General features: G+C 59.7%; 14 protein-coding genes. 7 read left to right on the plus strand and 7 right to left on the minus strand.

Features of this window, described 5'->3' with window-relative positions; translation table 11 throughout:
* Positions 1 to 246: 246 nt before the first annotated feature.
* Complete coding sequence (locus LAJ19_RS21380; RefSeq protein WP_225524886.1) at positions 247 to 606, minus strand: helix-turn-helix domain-containing protein; 360 nt, start codon at positions 604 to 606, stop codon at positions 247 to 249.
* A gap of 194 nt (positions 607 to 800) precedes the next feature.
* Here LAJ19_RS21380 and LAJ19_RS21385 point away from each other — a divergent pair, with 194 nt between their 5' ends.
* The 3 genes from LAJ19_RS21385 to LAJ19_RS21395 are packed head-to-tail and all read left to right on the plus strand — an operon-like array spanning position 801 to position 2388.
* On the plus strand, positions 801 to 1058 hold the full coding sequence (locus LAJ19_RS21385; RefSeq protein WP_225524887.1) for an AbrB/MazE/SpoVT family DNA-binding domain-containing protein: 258 nt from the start codon (positions 801 to 803) through the stop codon (positions 1056 to 1058).
* Positions 1055 to 1456 (plus strand): PIN domain-containing protein, encoded by a 402-nt coding sequence (locus LAJ19_RS21390; RefSeq protein ID WP_225524888.1) that lies wholly within the window; start codon positions 1055 to 1057, stop codon positions 1454 to 1456. Before LAJ19_RS21385 ends, LAJ19_RS21390 begins: the two co-directional genes overlap by 4 nt.
* Positions 1453 to 2388: a tyrosine-type recombinase/integrase gene (locus LAJ19_RS21395; protein ID WP_225524889.1), complete on the plus strand. Its 936-nt coding sequence runs from the start codon at positions 1453 to 1455 to the stop codon at positions 2386 to 2388. The genes LAJ19_RS21390 and LAJ19_RS21395 overlap by 4 nt, the downstream gene beginning before the upstream one ends.
* Before the next feature lie 105 nt (positions 2389 to 2493).
* On the opposite strand, the gene LAJ19_RS21400 is transcribed toward LAJ19_RS21395, so the two are convergent.
* Entirely contained in the window at positions 2494 to 2985 is a 492-nt protein-coding gene (locus tag LAJ19_RS21400) for a hypothetical protein (RefSeq protein WP_225524890.1), read from the minus strand.
* 42 nt (positions 2986 to 3027) lie between these two features.
* Here LAJ19_RS21400 and LAJ19_RS21405 point away from each other — a divergent pair.
* Positions 3028 to 4036, plus strand: a protein-coding gene (locus LAJ19_RS21405) for an IS630 family transposase (protein WP_225524891.1) whose coding sequence is annotated in 2 segments (ribosomal slippage) — positions 3028 to 3495 and positions 3497 to 4036 — 1008 coding nt in all. Because the reading frame shifts where the segments join, the coding sequence is not laid out codon by codon here.
* Positions 4037 to 4250: 214 nt separating this feature from the next.
* On the opposite strand, the gene LAJ19_RS21410 is transcribed toward LAJ19_RS21405, so the two are convergent.
* Together LAJ19_RS21410 and LAJ19_RS21415 are read right to left on the minus strand one after the other, a co-directional pair.
* A complete protein-coding gene (locus tag LAJ19_RS21410) occupies positions 4251 to 6269 on the minus strand; it encodes an ATP-binding protein (protein ID WP_225524892.1) in 2019 nt (672 codons plus the stop codon).
* Positions 6270 to 6470: 201 nt separating this feature from the next.
* Complete coding sequence (locus LAJ19_RS21415) at positions 6471 to 7571, minus strand: IS4 family transposase (protein ID WP_432804279.1); 1101 nt, start codon at positions 7569 to 7571, stop codon at positions 6471 to 6473.
* Positions 7572 to 7693: 122 nt separating this feature from the next.
* Between LAJ19_RS21415 and LAJ19_RS21420 the strand changes: the two genes are divergently transcribed.
* Positions 7694 to 8702 (plus strand): IS630 family transposase gene (locus LAJ19_RS21420; protein WP_225524893.1). Its coding sequence is split into 2 segments (ribosomal slippage): positions 7694 to 8161 and positions 8163 to 8702, totalling 1008 coding nucleotides; the frame shifts between segments, so codons are not numbered across the junction.
* A 1062-nt stretch (positions 8703 to 9764) separates the two neighbouring features.
* Here the strand turns inward: LAJ19_RS21420 and LAJ19_RS21425 are convergent.
* Complete coding sequence (locus tag LAJ19_RS21425) at positions 9765 to 11105, minus strand: replication initiator protein A (protein ID WP_225524894.1); 1341 nt, start codon at positions 11103 to 11105, stop codon at positions 9765 to 9767.
* Between the two features lie 840 nt (positions 11106 to 11945).
* Between LAJ19_RS21425 and LAJ19_RS21430 the strand changes: the two genes are divergently transcribed.
* A complete protein-coding gene (locus LAJ19_RS21430) occupies positions 11946 to 12656 on the plus strand; it encodes an IS6 family transposase (protein WP_225524908.1) in 711 nt (236 codons plus the stop codon).
* 3 nt (positions 12657 to 12659) lie between these two features.
* On the opposite strand, the gene LAJ19_RS21435 is transcribed toward LAJ19_RS21430, so the two are convergent.
* Positions 12660 to 13775, minus strand: a complete 1116-nt coding sequence (locus tag LAJ19_RS21435; RefSeq protein ID WP_225524895.1) for a replication initiator protein A — start codon at positions 13773 to 13775, stop codon at positions 12660 to 12662.
* 808 nt (positions 13776 to 14583) lie between these two features.
* Entirely contained in the window at positions 14584 to 14715 is a 132-nt protein-coding gene (locus tag LAJ19_RS21825; RefSeq protein WP_255639977.1) for a hypothetical protein, read from the minus strand.
* 490 nt (positions 14716 to 15205) lie between these two features.
* Here LAJ19_RS21825 and LAJ19_RS21440 point away from each other — a divergent pair, with 490 nt between their 5' ends.
* Positions 15206 to 16066: a tyrosine-type recombinase/integrase gene (locus tag LAJ19_RS21440; protein WP_225524896.1), complete on the plus strand. Its 861-nt coding sequence runs from the start codon at positions 15206 to 15208 to the stop codon at positions 16064 to 16066.
* Positions 16067 to 16571: the final 505 nt, after the last annotated feature.

Raw genomic sequence — 16571 nt, forward strand, 5'->3', positions numbered from 1 at the left:
CAGGTGAGTGAGGTCAATACAGCAGGACAAGCCCTGACGCACGCCCTCGTCATGAGTTCAATTCCACAGACCCTGGTTGCGGACGCCGAGCCTACCGAGGTCCCACATGTGGGCGCCGTCATCACCACTGATCGACCCAATCCGGGTGACGTTTCTTCCACTACGAGGGGCCACTCCTCCAGCCGCCACTCCAAGTCAGCCTGACACCACCTCGTGCTGCCAGGTTGACGCCCACCTGCACCGGGATCACTCCAGGGCCTGGAGCTCCTCACTAAATGCCTGGAGGTCGGGCTGACGTTCCGCGTTGAGTCCAGCCTTGTACGCGAGCACGTCTTCGAGGTACAGCCGGCGGCGGGCACCGACCTTGCAGTGGGGCAACTCACCTAGGTCGATGAGGTCGGCCAGGTGTGTGCGGCTGACACCCAGCAGCTCAGCTGCCTGCTGCGGGGTGAGTTCGTGGTCGAGGCTCAGGACCGGCACGGCCTGGCCAGAGACGAGTTGGTCGAGGAGATTTTCGAGGAGTTCGGCGAGTTGGCCCGGCAGGGGAGCACTTCGCAGTTGGCGGTGGGGATCCTGTGAACCGGGGGGGGTGAAGGGCGCGGCCATGAGCACCTCAACCTTCACTCTACGCAATGGGGGAGGGGAGACCGGGGGGGAGTCGAATAGTCCGCCTGCTGAAGCCCATAGGTCACACTGTCAGTCCAGCTTCTTCATCCTTCTGGTAAGACACCTTACCAGAAGGATAGAGAGAGACACTGGATGACTACAGTTTCTTCTCCTCAAATCACTACACTTAGTCCATGACGCAGGTCCAGTACTACAATCTGAAGATTCAGGCACAGGGTCGCCTCGTTGTCCCCACAGCCGTCCGCGCGGACCTCCAGGTGCAGGAAGGCGACGAGGTGCTGCTCGTCAAAGACGCCCACGGGTACCACCTCACCACCCGCCAAGCCCTGATCGAGGCCGCCACTGGCAGCCTTGCCCGAGACGACCAGCGCGACCTCACGCAGGACCTCCTCGACGACCGGGCGCAGGACGCCGCCGAGAAGGGCTGGTGACCCCCCTGCTGCTGGACGCCAGCGCCATCATCGCCCTGCTCCGCCAGGAACCGGGCTACGACCTCGTCCGCGCGGCCCTCACTGGCCGCGCTTGCCACGTCAGCAGCGTCACCCTCACCGAACTGGAAGGCAAACTCGTCGGCAAAGGCGACTACACCCACGGGCAGGTGCAGCTCGCCTGGGGCCACCTCGCCCCCCTGGTGCCCGAAATCCCGTTCGACGCGGACTGCAGGGCCCGGGCCGCCTTCTACTACGCCCGCAAGCAGCCGTACAACCTCAGCCTCGGGGACGCCGCCTGCCTGGGCACCGCTGAGGCCCACGGGCTCGCCGTTCTGACCGCTGAGCAGGGCTGGGCCCAGCTTCCCGACCTGCCCTTCGCGGTGGAGCTCATCCGGTGACGCTGGTTCACGCCCAGCACGGCCACCTGGCCCCATCGCGCGCCTGGGTGGCCCTGGCCCCCGAAGAGCGGCGCCGCCGGGCCGTCGCCGCCGTCGCCACGCAGGACACCGCCACGCTGCTCGATCTGCTTGAAGCCCACCACGTGCGCACGCACGGACACGTCAGTCCGGAGACCCTGCGCAAGTACCGCCTGGGCGCCCGGACCTGGCTGGACTACGCGGCGACCCAGGCCGTGAAGGTGCTGCACCCGGCAGGGGAGGAGACCGACCTGTGGGTCCGCTCGCTGGAAGCCGCCGGGAAGTCCCCGTCCAGCGTGGGCGTCCTGCTGGCCGGGGCGCGCGCCCTGTACGCGGCGCTGCGCTGGGCGAAGGCCACGACCGACACGCCCTTCACGGACACGAAACCGAGAAAGGACAAGCGCCGCCCCTGGGACAAGCGGCAACCCTACCCGGACGCCGACGTGCAGAAACTGCTGGACGCGGCCCCACTGGAAATGCGGGTGCTGCTGCGGCTGGGCGGCATCGCGGGCCTGCGCGCTTCGGAGATCACCAGCCTGACCTGGGGCGCCGTGGATCTTGACGGCGGCGCCCTGACGGTGGTCAACGGGAAAGGCGGGAAGACCCGGCGCGTCCTGATCTCCGCTTCCCTGATGGCCGACCTGCAGGAGATGGATCCGCAGGAGGCAGGCCAGCGGGTGATCGGGCGCACGCCGGAAGCGGCGCGCGCGCGGCTGAGGACCCTCTGCAGGCACGTGAACGTCCCATACCTGGGCCTGCACGCCCTGCGCCACACGGCCGGCACGCGCCTGATGCGGGCGGGCTTTCAGCTGCAGGACGTGGCGGAGCACCTGGGGCACAGCGACGTGCAGACCGCGCGCACGTACGGCAAATGGGCCGACGACCGCCTTAAGGAGCACATGCGCCTGAGCTGACCTCCAAGCCCATCAGGCCCCGTCGCTTCTTCCAACCACCGCCCTGCGAAATCCACCCCTGCGCCATTGGTTCTCCCACTTGGCGATGGCCAAGCACGCCTGACCTTACAGCTGTCTCAAGGGACCCTGCTCAACCCCCGTGACGATCAACTCAAACGAATCCTGTTCAGAGGAGAGAGCCTGATTTGTGTGGCGAAGCGTCTCTTCCACAGAGGAGACTGTCAGGTTGCTGTTCGAACGCCGGTGTCTTGTCGGCTGAGCGTCGGGCGCGATCAGCCAAGCCCCGCCGCTACGCCACGCGGGCAGCCGTCCCTGCGTGGCCCACGCTGCGGCGTGATTCCTGATGTGCCCGTGCAGGTCCGACCATTCCGAGAGAGACACCGCCGGGAGGGCCAGCCGCTCGTCCCGGCTGAGCCGCTTGACGATGGGTCGCGGATAGACCGTGCCGTCCGGCCGGATCAACCAGCCCACGCCGGAGCGCCACACGCGGATCTCGCCCCGCTGCGCCCAGGTCAGACTTGTGCTGAGCGCCACGCCACGTGCCACGGCCCACTCGGCGAGCAGGACCGCGGCACGTGTGATCGACGCCTCCTCCATGTTTATTGATAACGGCGAAAATCCGTCTTGGTATCTTGAGGCATGGCGGAATGGCAGCCGACCCGATACACCCGTGCCCAACTCGAAGAGCGTCGGTTGGCCGCTGCGAAGTGGCTGCAAGAGGGCACGCACTCCCACCGTGAAATTGCTGAGCATTTCGGGGTCTCTGTTGTGACCGTCACCACCTGGAATGCGCGCCTGAAGAAGAGAGGCACCCTGCAGGCGACCGTCGCCACCGGTCGCCGGTCTCGGATGACCCCCGCACAACATGAGCAGTTGCGCACCCTCCTGCAGGAGGGTGCGCTCGCCCATGGATTCCCCGACGAGACCTGGACCACTCGTCGGGTGAGTGAGCTGATTGGTCGGCGGTTTGCGATCTGGTATCACCACGATCACGTCCGCAAACTTCTGCACCAGCTGGGCTGGACTCCGCAAATGCCTGATGGACGCGCAGCAGAACGCAATGAACTCCGGATTGCCACTTGGAAAGAACAGACGGCACCCGAGTTGAAAAAAAAAGGTCGCTGAGGGCGCCACATTGATCTACCTGGACGAGGTGGGCTTTGCGTTGAAAGGCGTGCGACGACGGACGTGGTCGGCCAGGGGCGTGACGCCCCTGGTCACGCTGCCCGCGAACTGGGAGAAACTCTCGACTATCGGGGCGATCACCTCAGATGGGCGCTTCTTTCAGAACACCAAGACCGGCGCGATCAAGCATGGCGATGTCATCGGGTTTCTCCAACATCTGCTGCGTCATGTGGCTGGAGAGATCATCGTCGTGCTGGATAACGCGGGCATTCACCGGGCTAAGGCCGTACAAGCGTTCGTGGCTTGCCACGAACGCTTGTCGCTGGAATATTTGCCGCCATATGCGCCGGAACTGAATCCGATTGAGTTGGTCTGGGCCTACCTCAAGCGTCATGTTCTGGGGAACTTTTGTGCTCGCACGGTCAGTGTGTTGAAGGAGAAGCTGGTGGCCGCCTGGCACCGTGTGCGATACGTCAACCTCCCACAACAATTGTTCGATATGAGTTTATGCCGCGATCAATAAGCCTTCCGCGCGAAGGTGGTTCATGACTGACGGTCGCGCGACCCTCGCCGTGCTGCTGCGACATGAGGCGAAGACGAACTCCTACAAGTTTGCGTTGGTGCGCGCGCTCAACGACCTGGCGCTGACTATTCGAAGTAGCCGGCTCCTATAGGTGTCTACCTATATTGAATTGACCAGCAAGCACAGGTTGCTAATGAGCAATTCTTAGAAGGACTCAGTCATCAAGGAGATTGTCCAAAGTGCGTATTACTTTGTCGCCCATAAGCACAATCAGACCAAACTTCATATCATCAATATCCCCAGCGTGAGCATCGATACGATTCTGGTCAAGTTGATCAATAAAAGCTAGTAGCTCGATCTTTTGTATTGCTGCATCTTTCCTGTCACTTTGCATTGCCTGGAATGCCCCCCATTCTTTATCGAGGATTGACTTAATATCTTTTAGATATAGACGAGATTTTAGAATTTCGTCCGGATTTATACCGTGAAGCTTCGCTTTGTCGTATGAAACAGAATGACTAACTAATGACGCTCCCCATTTACTAACTCCATACTTAAATTTTAAGCCTCTCTTAATGAGCTTCTTTAGTCTATCTTCACAACCATTTCTGATACGTCCAATCTCAGATCTCTTCCATTCAACTGTCAGCTCTTTGGGTTGCTCATTTTTAACTGCTGATTCTTTTTTCTTGCTATTCCTGATATGTCTTTTAATCTCAGGAATCATAGAGGGTATTGTTATGTTTTTATCGGAATCAACAAGGCCATACCAGTGAAGGTGGTTAGAGAATTCCGGGAATTCTTCCGAGAGTGATATAAAGCTCTGACGATCTTGATTTGCAAGCATCCCAAGCATTTCATATTCTTCAGGGTACCACCTACAAATCTGATCCAAAATTTGTCTGTAAAATGAGCTCAAAATTTTATTGATTTCTTCAGTATTCTTTTCGAATGTTGCCTTCGTAATCTTAGTCGGAATTGCGTAAGCTTGACCCAGCGATTTATGGACTGTACTGCAGGCTAAGCGCACAAGCATAGGATGGCCGCCATAATACCGCTTGAGGTGCTCGACTGCATCACGATCAAACTGTAATCCCATGTATCTTCCAAGGGAATTTACCATTTTTCCAAGCTCATCTATCTCAAGCCCCGGCATGTATTGAGGTATAATCCAATTAAAGAGAGGATTTTCTGAGCCTTCAAAGGTCGACTTTTCAGCAACGTAACCATTTACCCCCGATAAAATAAAAACTATATTTCGGTTCGTTGTATGGATCGCCCTTATAGTCTTCCAAAAGTCGATGAAATCTTCTTTCCAATGAGGATTCTTTTCGTTAACTGGACTGATGTGCTCAATTTCATCGATCGCGATGACGTAGGTTACTGTTTTGTCAAGCTTATTAGTTAGTGAGGAAAAACGCTTCCCCCCGCTGGCCTCCGTATAGTCATTACCTATTTGTTCGTCTTTTGGCAACATTTGCTCTGCAATGTGTTGAAGGAGCTGCCACCATCTTAAGGAGTAAACGGCTTGGTTTTCAGCGTTTATAGAAATCATCTTGAATTTATTGGATTTCATTAAACGGCTCATCTTAAGAAGAACCGAGGTCTTTCCTGTCCTTCTTAGACCGAATATCCCAATATTTTCACTCTGTCTTATTTTTGCCCTAATCTCGTTAATGATAGCCATACGGCCAAAGAACATCTCATCGCTCTGCAGAGGCTGTCGAATATCAAATAAGTCACTATTGATAGCAGCTCTCCTAATAGTATTAGTCAATTCCTCCGACATTTTGTCAAATTTCAAGTCATCATTAAGGAAAGGTACGATGATCCTAGTGGATCTTGGATCATTTGAAGACTCAATCGCAGAATCTTCAAATTTATTACCCACTCCTGTTACGAATAGTAGCAGATTATCAAGGTCCTGATTATTAAGACACAAATTATCAGCTAGTCCCAACAAGCTTTTTCTAAAGTGTGAATCTCGAGTGACGATAAGTAATATCTCAGAGGAGCTTCCAAGAACCTTCTCGCCATGAATATCCGGCTTTAAAAAGAAATAATAAATTCCCTGGGAAGTGGATTTAGAATACCTAAATCCACTCTTTATATTAAAGAGTTTAGTAAATGGCTCAAGCAAATTTCTAAGATCCTGCTGACCGTTAAGTATTCCCGAGCGCAAGCTTGGATTAATCTCTCCCATATTTCCTCCATAAAGCACTTTGGCAGCCAACAGCTACACACATTTCGTCAACCAATTCGTCAAATCCCCAAAGGCACACGTCTTTGCTCAGCGTCGCTATTTTTGGGCGTCACAGTCCACAAAAACTCAACTCTGCCGATATTGATGCCTCACTGTAGCGAACTGCACAAAGAGCAATTGACAGATTTGACCAGGATGTTGGGGGTACCGACATCTGGTGTGGCACACCTCTCAGCACCTGACACTTCGAGAAATTGACGTTCCTGTTGGCGAAAATGGCGTGCTGAGCAGCCCAAGGCAGGCCCAGAACGCGTTACCGCCCCACCGGACCGCCTGACCGAGCACCTGCCAGCCGATGCGCACCTGGCTGACCACGGCCCGGCCGCGGTTGTACTGCCGCGCTGGGCTCTCTTGCACGGTCTGCGCGCCCACCCGGGCCATCCACGCCAGCGCAAGACACAGCAGTCCGAACAGCCGGGCAATTCGATCCGGGGCGGTCATGTGCATGGCCTCCAGGTTCAGCCCGCGGCCCTTCAACGACGAGAACGCGGACTCGATGCCCCAGCGGAGACGATAGGTGTTCAAGACGTCCAGGACGGGAAGATCCGAAGCAACGATCACCCTGTCCCCTGCGGGGGCCAGGGTGATGACCACGTGCATCCATCCGCCGAACACCCAGGTCCCTTCAAACAGGGTCCGCACTTCGCCCGGTTGCAGTGTGGTGAACAGGTCCCGGGCAAGGTCATCCTCGACGCGGGTGTTCTTCCGGATGCGCATACACTGACGGATGCGTTTCCAGCGCAGGAAGGTGCACCATTCCTGACCGACGAACTCGCGGTCCGCGATCAATGCGGCCCAGCGTCTGGCGGGCAGCACTTTGAGCAGGCGAGCGACCAGGAGGATGCGGGCCGCGGTGCTGCTGTTCCTTTGATGCGGCAGGATCGACCAGACGAGGGGGATGACTGCGCCACCGAGGATGGCCCCCAGCACCAGGATGTTCAGCGGGGTCTGGCCGTAGTGCCACGTCGTCCGGTCCATGATCAGCGTGAGTTTGCCCTCAGCGAGCAGGGGAAGCAGGACGTCACAGACGTCCTGCGGAGTGAGTTGAGCGTCGTGGAAGACCCGGGCCACCGTGCGGGTTTTGGAGTCCATCGTGGCGTTCCTGGGCAGATGGAGGGCAATCTTCCGGTGCAGCGTGGATTCCGCCTGGAGCACTGCCAGGAGCACTTCCGCGAGCCGCTTCAGGGCATTGAGGCGGCGATGAGGCAGGTGGGCTTTGAGGTGAGCGGCCAGCGTGTCAGCATGCAGTCGGGCAGAACCTTTGATCGTCACAGACCAAGATGCTGCCCTTTGTCATGCCGCACTGCGTCCAGGACGCCATTCAACGCGAAGTGTCAGGTGCTGAGGGCACACCTATTGATAACGACGTAAATACGAGCTGGTATGCTGGAGGTGTGGCTGAATGGCATCCATCCAAATACTCCCGAGCGCAGCTGGAGGAACGTCGACTGGCGGCGACCCCCTGGCTTCAAGGGGGCCAGCATTCACAGCAGGTGATTGCCCAGCACTTCGGCGTGTCCGTACACACCGTCAGCAACTGGAAGAAACGCCTGAAGCGCACCGGTAGTCTCCAGGCAACGGTGACGACAGGACGCCCCTCCCGACTCACCACCGCCCAGCTCGAACAGGTCCGCACCCTCCTGAGGGAGGGTGCGCTGCACCATGGCTTCCCTGACCCGACCTGGAGCACCAGACGAGTCGCAGACCTGATCGGGCGGCACTTCGACGTGTGGGACCACCCCGATCACGTCCGGAGAATTCTTCGTCAGCTGGGGTTCACGCCCCAGATGCCGGATGGACGGGCAGCAGAACGCAATGAACTCCGGATCGCGTCCTGGACAGAACAGGTGGCGCCGGAGTTGGGAAAAAAAGGTCGCGCAGGGCGCCACCCTGGTGGACCTGGATGAGGTTGGCTTCTCGCTGAACGGTGTGCGAAGACGAACGTGGTCGACCAGGGGCGTCACGCCCCTGGTCACACTCCCGGCCAACTGGGAAAAACGCTCGACGATCGGGGCGATCACTTCGGACGGTCGATTCTTCCAGCACACGAAGCATGGGGCGATCCGGGGTGGGGACGTCATCCGGTTCTTCCAGCATCTGATGCGCCATGTGCAGGGGGAGATCGTGGTGGTGCTGGACAACGCGGGCATTCACCGAGCGAAGGCAACTCAGGCGTTCGTGGATCTCCACGAACGCCTGTCGCTGGTGTTTTTGCCGCCGTACGCTCCGGAGTTGAATCCAATCGAGCTGGTGTGGGCGTACGTGAAGCGGAATGTGCTGGGGAACTTCTGTGCCCGCTCAGTGGGCGTGCTGAAAGCGAAGCTGACGACGGCCTGGCAACGGGTTCGGTACATCGACCTGCCTCAACATTTGATGGACTTTAACTTATGCCGTTATCAATAAGATTAAGTTGCCAGCACCCCGCTCGGTGACTGGCAGTTCGTGGGGGGGAACGGGGCGATGACGTACGAGACGCGTGCGGGCAGGCCCTTGCAGGTAGGGTTGGTCTACAGTCCTGACGATGAATACCGCTCGTTCATGGAGACGCTGCCTGAAGGGGCGGACGGCATCCTGTACGTGATCGTGGAACCTGGCCCGTTCTATTGATAACGGCGTAGCTTTGTATCGGTTGCCGTCAGACTTCAGGTGTCTGGGTGACCTTTATCGCCGACGGGGCTGGACGGGAGCAAGGCGAACCTGTGCCGTTATCAATAAGGCACTGAATGCCGTGGCCATCACCAACCTCTCCGCCAGTGATGAACTGCGGGTGTTTGGAGAAACCCTCACCCGGCTGGACACACCGCGCCCTTCAGGGCGCGGTGTAAATACCCCTCCGACGACGGACCGGCCACTTCCTGAGTCTCACCAGCAGGCAGTGTCCGCTCAGAGGAGGCTGTATGCGGGCCCAGCCGGCTGGGCCTCAGAGGACTTTTCCTGGAAGCCAGACCGTCGATGAGATCACAGCGGGAGATTCCGGCACGCGAACCATTCAGGCGTCTTGGACAGAAGTCACCGCAAGGGAAAGGTCTGTGTCACAGCAGTTGATTCACCAACCGCTGGGGCTTCCCGCGGCCTGATCCGTCTCCGGAACAGCGCTCGTTCCTATGACGCGACCTACCCCCCAAAGGATTCCAACGGTAACGCCTCCTCCGCTTTACCATCGTCCTCTTCAAGGAGGTGTAGGACAGCTGTACGAGCCCCCTGACCTCACCTCAGGCAATGGAAGACCATTCCTGAACCCGATGAGCCCTCACGGCCCTTGTGTCGCCCAACAGACCTATTCTTGACTTTGGATTCAGGCCGCTCAGTCGCATCGAGCTCAGGATTCCTCAGATCAGGAGAAGACCGGTTCCGCTGCATCGTCAATGGATGAGGCACCTTGAGGGCCTTCCACCATCCTGGCGTACATCCAGTTTGGCCTCCCCCGCACTGGAGAGTTCATAACTCTCCACGCCCGATCCGCCTTCAATCCACCAGGTCGGTTGTGCCGGGGGAGCCCTGCCGGTTGCCCCAAAGCAGCACCGTTTGTGCAGGCTGGCTGTCCTGCTTGAGCGCGGCCAGCTCCGCGGCAGTGACCAGGCCACGTAGATAAAGTTCGGTCGCCGTATCCTTCAGCGCCTCAGGGAGCATGATCTTTCGAAGAATGAACCAAGCGGTCTGGACAGAGCGCTCCTCGTCTTCAGGGGCCGCCAGCAGCGGCTCAGCTGGGGCTTTGGTTCGGGCTGGAGAAGAGGGTTTCTGGACGGTAGTCTCCTCGGTCACGGCGTACTTCAACGGGTTGCGGAGAATATCCACCAGGAGCCCACTCGTGTTCTTGGCCCGGTAGCCGCCGGCGATCAATGCATCGTAGGTCCGTACCGCCTCCTTCACAGCCTCCAGACCGTATTCCGACGCGTACTTCAGAGCAGCGCCCTGGGTGATGCGGCGGCTGGTCAGGGCCGCCACGGCCTCCGGACGGGCCGGTGATGTCGTGGTCTGCGCGAAGACATATTGCACGTCCTGCTCTTTGCCGCGCCCGATATAGCTGACGTCCGCCAGAAAACCCGAATCCAGCAGCTGCTGATGAGGCGCGTGGAGTGCCCGGCGGATGGTGTCCGGCCGGCCGTTGATCCCCAGCCGCTCCGCCCAGGGCAACAGGGCCGTCTGATACACCAGCTGCTGTGGGCGGTCCACCGGGTTCTTCTCGTCTTCCAGCTTGCGGTACAGCGTGCGCGTCAACGGCTGGTTGAGATTCCTGAGAATGTTCAGGTCGACTGGCCGGATGTAGCCGAGCCGGATGCTCCGCGCAAGGTCGGGATCCAGGGTGACCTGAAACAATGCTTCAGCGGTCAGGAATTCTTCCTCGAAATGGGTTGGGGCTCGCCGCCGTTCGATGACTTTCCAGTTCTGGATCAGGCTGGTGCTGAGGGATTGATAGGTTTCGTCCTTTCGGTCGTACCAGCTATCCGTGATGGTGTAGGTGCTGTTGCGCAGGCGGGTCAGGCTGGGTTTTATGGCGGCGTAGCTGTGCCCACCGATGGGGAGCGCGGCGTACACCAGCAGTTGATACGCCGTCACGCGAAATGTGTTGTCTTGAGGCATGCCTGCGCCGATGTAGGCGTTGGTCAGCCCGAACAGAATGTCGTTGTCGATGCCGTGCGGCACCACGTCGTTCGCACTGGCGACGCAACTGACGTTGACAGTGATGCCGAGGTGATCGGCGGACGACCAGGAGCGTGTCCAGGACGTCATGGTGTCCGGTATACGCGAGGCGGCCAGGACCAGGGAGAGCCGGTTCAGATTGCGTTCCTCGCTACTGGAGAGCATCAGCTCCTGACTTGTCTGCGCTTCGGACGCCCTTTTCCGTGACACGCCTTATGGTAGCGCTGGTTGGGTCGTCGGAGAATCGTTCGTGACGTCCTTTGATTGTTGATCATTCTTTTGGGCGTTTACTGATAAAAGATTGTTTAAAAAGATTGATGATCATCATCAAAGCTTACCGAGATCGAGCGTCTGGCACACTGTTTTCACTTCGAATTCCACAAGTCCGCAATAGCAATTCCACAAGTCCGCAATAGGAACAAGAGCTTAACTCCACAAGTCCGCAATGCCGTCACTTCGTGACTCCACAAGTCCGCAATATGAGCTCCACAAGTCCGCAATAGTGTGGATCACTGAATTCCACCAGTCCGCAATAGGGCCACGTCGCATTTCCACAAGTCCGCAACAGGTTTTGGAGCCCCAATTCCACAAGTCCGCAATATGAGCTCCACAAGTCCGCAATAGTGTGGATCATTGAATTCCACCAGTCCGCAATAGGGCCACGTCGCATTTCCACAAGTCCGCAACAGGTTTTGGAGCCCCAATTCCACAAGTCCGCAACAGGGGGTAGGGGTGTTTCGGAAGACATGAGGACCAGGCTGCTGACCAGTACGTGCAGGGAGAGCCCAGTGCTCTCTACGCTGAACAGTTGCTGGGACACGCGCTTTCCGCAACTCCAGGCAGAGCGACTTGTTTTGCACCAGGAACGATCTGAACAGCGGGGCATGGCGGAGATGTTCAGGTCACACGAGATGGTCCTCATCTTCCAGGCACACATAACGTTATGTGTGATTCCGCTACCCTAGGGACGGTTGTGGCAAGTTGTTGAGGTAGGGTGACGCGGTGCTGAGCGGTCAGAAACTCCCTGGTTACCGATTCCCCCTTGCGGTGATCAGTTACGCCGTCTGGCTCTACCACTGCTTTACCCTGAGCTACCGGGACGTCGAGGAACTCTTGCTGGAACGGGGCATCGCCGTCACCCGCGAGTCCATTCGGACCTGGTGTATCAAGTTCAGCGACCCCTTTGCCCAGGGTCTACGCCATCGAGAACCCCGACGGGGTTCCCGGTGGCACCTTGACGAGATGTGCGTGGACGTGGGCGGTGTCAAACACTGGCTGTGGCGGGCCGTCGACGAACACGGAGCCGTGCTGGACGTCCTCCTTCAGGAACAACGCGACACCGAGGCCGCCAGATCGTTCTTCCACCGATTGCTGGAGGAATACGACGTGCCGGAGGTCATCCATACCGACAAGCTTCGGAGTGACGGCGCAGCTCTTCGGGAATTTCCTGTGCTCCACAGCGTGGAGCACGTCCAGATCGTCTCCACGGCCCGCTGTAACAACCTGATCGAACAATCCCACCGCCCGACACGACGCCAGGAACATCAGCAGCGAGGTTTCCGGTCACGGCAGCGGGCACAAGGTTTTCTCAACCTGCACGCCCGCATCACGAATCTTCACCACCCTGCTCGCTCCACCGTTCCCGCTCGCCACCGGCGTCACCACCAACAGACCGCCTTCAAGACGTGGCAAGAAACCGTGCGGCAGGCGGCCTGAACTTCAAGCCGCCTGCCTTCCCGCAGCCCCTCTGCTTCCGTGAAGCACAACCACCTCAACAACTTGCCACAACCACTTGCCTGGGTTCCGGACGACATCAACCAGCAGACCACCCTTGCTGCGGGCTTTGTAGCCGTCTTTCAGGAGGGCGGCGTGGAGCGCGACGGCCTGCTCGATGACGTCTGCACTGAATTCACGGGCGAGTTTCTCCGACACGGGGCGGGTGACGCCGCCCTGCATGAGCGCCGCCACGATGCGGGGGTCTGGCGGCGCGGCCACCTCGCCGAAGACGTACGTCACGATCTGCTTCTGACCGCGTCCGGTGTACTCGACACTGGTGAGCACGCCGCGGTCGATGAGTTCCTTGTGGACTGGGGCCAGGGCGCGGCGGATCATGTCCGGGCGGTCGCTGTTGAGCTTGCAGGCCTGCGCCCAGTCCATCAGTTTCACTTCGAACGCACCGATGCGCCGCTCGGGGTGTTCCGGGTCGATCCGCTGGGCGTCCAGCAGGCGGTACAGGGCCCGGGTGGGGGGCCGCTTGAGGCTCTGCATGAACGGGAGGTGGAGCGGCTTGAGGTACCCCGCGCGGATGCTGGCCGTGACGTCGCGCGGCAGGGTCACGCAGATCAGGCTCTGCTCGTCGACCTCTTCAGCAGCCTTGCCGGTGAATGCCACCTTGTCCAGGTACCGGAAGGTAGAACTCGTCCACCGGCCGCGCTTGGCGTCGCGCCAGGTGCGGCTGATGACGTACTGCGTGCCTTCGAGGCGCATCAGGCTCAGCCGCAGGTTGATGTAGTTCTGGCCGTTGATGTGCAGGCCAGCGCTTTTGAGCAGCTGGTACGCGGTGACGCTGATGGTGTCGTCGTCGGGGCAGCCCAGTTCGATGAAGAGGTTGATGATGGCGGCGCTGACGTCCGTGTCAATGCCGTGGGGACTACCGTAGTCCGGGAGACCGCGGCAGCTGACGTTGTAGTCGCGGCCGTTCAGGGAGTACGTGACGGTCCAGTTGAGGTCGGCGTCGGTAACCCGTTCCTTGACGGAGATCAGTGAGTGCTGGGAGAGATTCACTTCGTCGAAGCGTCGAATCGCTCCCTGGTCGCGCTCTTCTGCGTTGGTCACCCTGGCCTCCTGGTTCAGTTTACCCAACGGGCCGAGGTGCGGTGGCACTGCCCTGTTCTTTGTTGTTCTGTCTTTTTTTTACTTCTTAACAGATTGATGACAACATCAAAGGGGTGGTCGAACTCTGTGCTGGACGGTCAAAATCGAGGGAAACCCCGCAAGTTCGTCTGCATTTCCCCGCAAGTTCGTCTGTATTTTCGCCTTGAAATCCCGCAAGTTCGTCAGGTCGGAGTCGAGACTTTCCCGCAAGTTCGTCAGTACCAATCCCACAAGTTCATCAGTATTGATCGTCGCCGAACTCCGCTCCAGCCTGCGAAATTCCGCAAGTTCGTCAGTAGTGCCTGACTCGTTTTTCGCGTGTTTTCGCCGAAGCGCTCCTGGAATCCCGCAAGTTCGTCTGTAGTGCCGTTCGGAACGAAATATCAGTTGGCCGAAGCGCGTCCAGAAAGACAATTTTCCCTGGAATCCCGCAAGTTCGTCAGCATGTTACGCCCGCCAATCCCGCAAGTTCGTCAACACTCGCCCAGTCTCTTCCCGCAAGTTCGTCAAGTCGCCTCTGACCGTTATCGTCCGGTCTGAGCACACGCGCTGGCTGGTCAGGGTGAGCGGCGCCGGGTGGATGCGAGGGATGCGGGCCCAGGACGGGGCACAGGGTCTGAACTCCGTGCAGGAGGGAGGCCGCGACGGCTGGATGAGCCCATAGACCGCTGAATGATCCTGTAGGCCCAGCGTCTCCCACTACTCGGATCGACGGCCCTGGTCAACCACGACGTCAGTCGCAAGGTGCGCGAGTCAGTAGGGTCCGGCGCTACTCGAGCGGCGCCACGCCGCGTCCGCCGGCGTTCAGTTGCAGGTTCAGCGGCGCGAGGCTGGTCTGCCGCAGGACCAGCCACCACCACGTGAGGCCCGGGGCGCCCGGCGCGTACTCACGGGCGTACAAGTCCAGCGTGACCCCGGCGAACGATACCTGCCAGCGGTCCGGTTGCTTGAATCCCCAGGTGCGGCGAGCGGGGGCAGGGTGGCCTCCTGCACGGTCCAGACGTGGCCGGCCACCGTCACGCGGACCGGACGGCCCGCGCCGTCGACGTCCACGGCGCAGCGCACGTGCAGATGGCCCGTCACGTGCGGCCCGGCGCAGTCTGAAGGAACGGGAACGAGTCCATCGGTTGTCGCGAGGCTACAGGATTCGCAGGCCAGCCCGTTGGGAGTACAGGGTCGTCAGAAGTATTGAATCTGGGTGTGGGCCTGCACACCTCCGGGTGGGTCAACCCCTCTACTCCAGATGTGCTTTGACAGTATATAGAAGACACATCGGCCGTCGCGCTCGGCCACCATTGCCCTCTCTGCCCCTGCTTCTCCCCTAGCTTAGGCATGCGCAGAGGCATAGCAAGGATGGTTTTTAGGAAAACTTCCTTCTATATATTGGTGTTGTGGACGTCACCGATCTCCAAGATTTGCTGAGCAGGGGAGACCTGCATGGAGCGCTTGATGCGCTGACGCCTCTCCTGCCGGGTGCCCCTGGTCATGCCACACACCTGAACGTCCTCAGCGGCCTGCGCGTGTACCTCCGCTGGATCGAAGAAACCGGGCACTCCGTCGTGAACGCCGACCACGCCCAGGCACAGGCCTACAGCGCCTGGCTGGCCGCTCAGTACGCGCCCGCCACGCACAAGAACCGCCTCACCCAGGTCCGCACGCTGTACGACCTGCTGCAGGAACAGGGGCTGGTTGAGGGGAATCCCTTCCGGGGCGTGCAAGGCGCCCTGAACCGCCCCCACGACCACCGGCAGGCTTATCCCCCGGACGACGTCGACCGCCTCCTTGCTGAAGCGAACCTCGAGGAACGTACCCTCGTGCTCCTCGGCGCCCACGGGGGCCTGACTGGACCTGAAGTCCTGGGCCTCACCTTCGAAGCCATCGACCTCGCCCTGGGCCAGCTCAAGCTCCCAAGCCGCACCGTCCAGGCCAGCGAAGCCCTCATGGGCGCCCTGGAGCGCTGGGGCCACCAGCGCGGCCACACGGCCCTGTTCAGCGCCACCGGGCCCGTCTTCGACTACGCCACAGCGTTCCACCTGCGGAAGAAACTGTACTTCCTCTGCCAGCGCGCCGACGTCACCTACCGCGCCTGGCACGCCCTGCGCCACGCCGCCGGGCTGCGGCTCCTCACCCAGGTCCCAGTCCTCACGCCCCACACCCGACAGACCATCCAGCAGATCCTGGGACTGAACTCCCGCGAATCCCTACGTCCCCTCCTCACGCTCAGCGGGCGAACCAGACCCAGACGACGCTGACGACCCGCTGGTCTTGTCCAGGACCACCTTCTCAGATCTACCTCTCCGTGCCAGCCTCCCATGCCCTGCTCGAACATGACCGATGTCAAAGCCAGTATTTCTGAGGCGCGATCAGCGAGGCACTGCTGATCGCGCGGATCGGCGTGGAGGACGTGGACGCCGACCACAACGCCCACCATCGCCCTGTACATCCTCAACCGCGCGCGCCCTGCAGCCGGCGTTCCCGGTGCTCGGCCCCACAGAGGAGACGTCCTGGCGCAGCGGGAAGCGGAACTGGGTAGGCGGCCCCCGTACAGGACGATTCGGGTGACGGCAATGCTCCGCCGGAGAGCAGGGCGATGCATAGACTTGGGCATGGTCACGCGCGTGGAACTGAGCATCTGAGTCACCGGCCTGGGCGCAACGGCAGACGAAGCGACACTGAATTCGGCCCAACCCCTAAAAGTCAAGGGAGTTGAGCGCGGCGCAGTGGAACTGGCCAAGCGGATGGACGGCGATACTGGCC

Source organism: Deinococcus taeanensis, assembly GCF_020229735.1.
Classification (GTDB): domain Bacteria; phylum Deinococcota; class Deinococci; order Deinococcales; family Deinococcaceae; genus Deinococcus; species Deinococcus taeanensis.